Here is a 3,251-nt window from a genome sequence, read left to right on the forward strand (position 1 = left end):
AACGACGACCAGCAGTAACCGAACCAACGACCAACACCAGAGGGGTCAACATTCAGACGTCTCCAGGGGGTCAGAAATCGCGCGACGTTGACACCTTGAGGGCAGCGCAGCGGTCGGCCGACCTGGGGCGGTCCCGACCCGTGCTGGTGGGGCGGCGTCCGGTGCCGGGCATGGGTGCGCGGTCACGCGGTCTTTCGTCCGAGCGGCAGTCGAGCGGGCCGGGGGAACGGCTCCCTGTCCGTGCTGGTGGCGCGGCTGCCGGGCGTGAGGGGGGCGCCTGCGATCACGCCGCCTTTGGCAGTGCGGCTGGCGGACGGTTCTGAGGGCGCGGCACGGCGGCCGGGGGCGCGGTGTGCGGCGCGAGCACGCGGCCTCTGGGGCAGCCCCAGGGTCGGCCAGCCTAGGGCGAGCAGCCCGGTCCGTGCTGCTGGGGCGGCCAGGTGTGGATGGACCTGTGGTCACGCGGTCTTTCGTCAAGCTGCGGTCGAGCGGGCTGGGGGCTCCGAACATTGGCGTGACGGGGCGCGGGCTCTGCGCCTGCAATCGCACAGCCGTCAGCCGTGGAGCGGGCCTACGGTCATATGAGCCTTGAGCTGCACGGCGGGGGCCTGACGTGGGACATGCGCCTGCGCAATCATGCGGCCTTGCCTCAACAGGCGGGCGACCCGGCTCGTCGACGGCCCAGGCCGGGCTGGTCATGCAGCCAGGCAAGCGCGGACCTGCGCTCACGCGGCCTTGTTCCAGCAGGACAGGCAGTCGGACCGCGGGCTGCTCCAGGCCAATGCCAGTGGGCCAGCGGCTGGGCGCAGGCCAGCCAATCACGCGGCTGCTGCCCACCACGGCGGCGACTGGCAGCACGGCGCGCGTCCATGGGGGGGGGACGGTTTCACTCATGTCGTTGGAACAGTCGGGCTCGGGCCAGACGATCACGCGCCCTAGCCCGCCGCCGCCCCGGCGGGCAGCAGGGGCGAGGCGTCTTCAGGCTCCGTGTTGGTGGGGCGGTCGGGTATGTACCCGCCCTGCGACCACGTGGCCTTGCCCCAGCACGGCAAGTGACCAGGCTATGGACGGCTCCAGGACCACGCCGGTGGGACGGCCGCGTGTGGACGTGGGTGCGCGGTCAGGTGGTAGTTCGTCCGAGAGGCAGTCGAGCGAGCTGGGGAGGCGCGGCTGCGGTCACACCGCCTTCGGCCAGCGCGGCTTCCGGACGGTTCTGGGGGGCGCGGCAAGGCGGCCGGGCACGCGGCGCGTACGCCGCGCAAGCACGAGGTCTCGGGGGACGGCGCGGCCGTCGGCCAGCCTGGGACGGCTCCAGCCCGTGCTGGCGTGGCGGCCGGTGCCGGGCATGGGTGCGCGATCACGCGCTTCCGTCCAGGTGGTGGTGATCGAAGGGGCTGGGGAATGGCCTCCGTCCGCACCGATGGAACAACGGCCGGGCGTGAGGGTGTGCGCCTGCGATCACACCGCCTTTGGCCAGCACGGCTGGCAGCCAGTTCTCAGGATGTGGCAAGGCGGCCAGGGGACGCGGTTGCGGCGCGCGCGAGTACGCGGCCTCTGAGGCAGCCCGGCGATCGGCCAGCCTAGGGCGCGGCCAGGCCCATGCTGCGGGGGCGGCCAGTTGTGGATGGAACTGCGGTCACGCGGTCTTTCGTCAAGCTGCAGTCGAGGGGGCTGGGGGAAGGCTCCAGGCCCATGTCCGTGCCGGTGACCGGGCGCGGGGCTGCGCATGCAATCGCACCGCTGTCGGCCGGCGCGACTGGCGGACGGTTGCAGATATTTGGGTGGGGGCGAGTCGGGCCGCAGGGATGCTGCTGCGGGTACGCGGCCTTGGGCCAACTCGGCAAGTGACCCGCCCAGGGCGGACTGCCCAGCCCGGAGCGTGCTGGAGTGGCGCTCGGGCCGGGGCGTGGGCGCGCGATCATGCGGCCTCGGGCCAGAAAGGTAGGCGGCCAGGCCGAGGCGGGCAGTCCTGGGGCTGTGTTGGTGGGACGGCCGGGTGTGGGTCCTGTCGATCATGCGGCTTGTGGCCAGGGTGGTGGGCGGCCGGGTTCGGGGAGGGTTCTGATTCCGGGTGGGTGGAGGCGGTAGGTGTAGCGGCCGTCCGGTGTATTGGTGATGTGGATGCGGTCTGGGTTGGTGTGTTTGTAGCGGTTGTGCCATCCGCAGGTGAGGGCGAGTTGGTCGATGTCGGTGGGGCTTCGTCCGAGGGCCCAGCCGTGGACGTGGTCGACCTCGCACAGTGTCCCTGGTACTTCGCAGTCCTGGACGGCGCAGGTGGAGTACAGGGTTTCCAGGACTTGGCGTTGTGGGGCGGTGGCGAACCGGACCCGGTGGCCCAGGTACAGCGGAGTGTTCCCGCCGCCGAGCAGGAGCGGAGACACCCCTGCGCTGAGCGCCATGCGGCGGGCTTGGGCGGCCGGGATCGGGGTACCGTCGGTCAGCCTTGCCGGGGTGGTGCCGCCGGTGAGGGTGTCCAAGTCGCAGATCACGGTGACGCGGGTGGCCTTGTGCCCGCCCGACAGCACCGTGGTCAGCGCTGCCGCGGTGCGTTCGGACAGGTCGCGGTGGTCGTCGGTTCCTGCGGGTTTGGCCAGCGGCCCGAGGGTGCCGTCCCAGATCGCGGCGTCTTCGGCGTTCAGCCAGCCCTTGATGTAGCGGCCGCCGTCCAGTGAGCGGGTCGAGTCGATCCAGGACCGCTCGTAGCCGCGTTGGGCGTCCTCGGGGGGCTGTTCGGTGCCGTCGCGTTCGGCGATGACATCGCGGATCCGCTTGCCGAAGCTGGCGACTTTCCCGGCGGAGAAGCCCTGGTCGACCATGCCCAGCAGGATGTTCTCGGCCGCGGGGCAGTCATCGTCGTCGAGTCGGGTGATGGCGTCGGCGATGGTGGCGGCGTATCCGGCCGATAGGTCACCGGTGGTCCAGCGCTCGGTCATCTCGGGCAGGCGGTGGCGCTGGTGGGCCAGGGTGAGGCGTTCTTTGGCGCGGGATTCGCGCATCCCGAGGCGGGAGCGCAGCCAGGAGCGGGTGGAGGGGTATCCCCACCGCTGCACTTCGCGGGACCGGTCGACCATGCCGATGAATCCTGCGAGGGCGGCTTCCTGCAGATCGCCTGTGGTGGCGAGGGTTTCGGTGAGTTCCATGCACGCCGCCGCTGATTCGGGGGCGGGGCGGGAGGCGAGTTCGGCGGCGATCGCTGATGCCGCGTTCACCAATTCCATGGTGGACGCGGCGTCGAGGTCGACCGCGATTGA

1 protein-coding gene is annotated in these 3,251 nt (G+C 71.3%); it reads right to left on the reverse strand.

Features of this window, described 5'->3' with window-relative positions:
• Nucleotides 1-2,012: 2,012 nt before the first annotated feature.
• On the reverse strand, nt 2,013-3,251 hold a 1,239-nt coding region (locus AB0K34_RS46355; RefSeq protein WP_364554906.1), incomplete at its 5' end, for a DUF222 domain-containing protein.

It is taken from the genome of Actinomadura sp. NPDC049382, from assembly GCF_040677125.1.
Lineage (GTDB): Bacteria > Actinomycetota > Actinomycetes > Streptosporangiales > Streptosporangiaceae > Spirillospora > Spirillospora geliboluensis.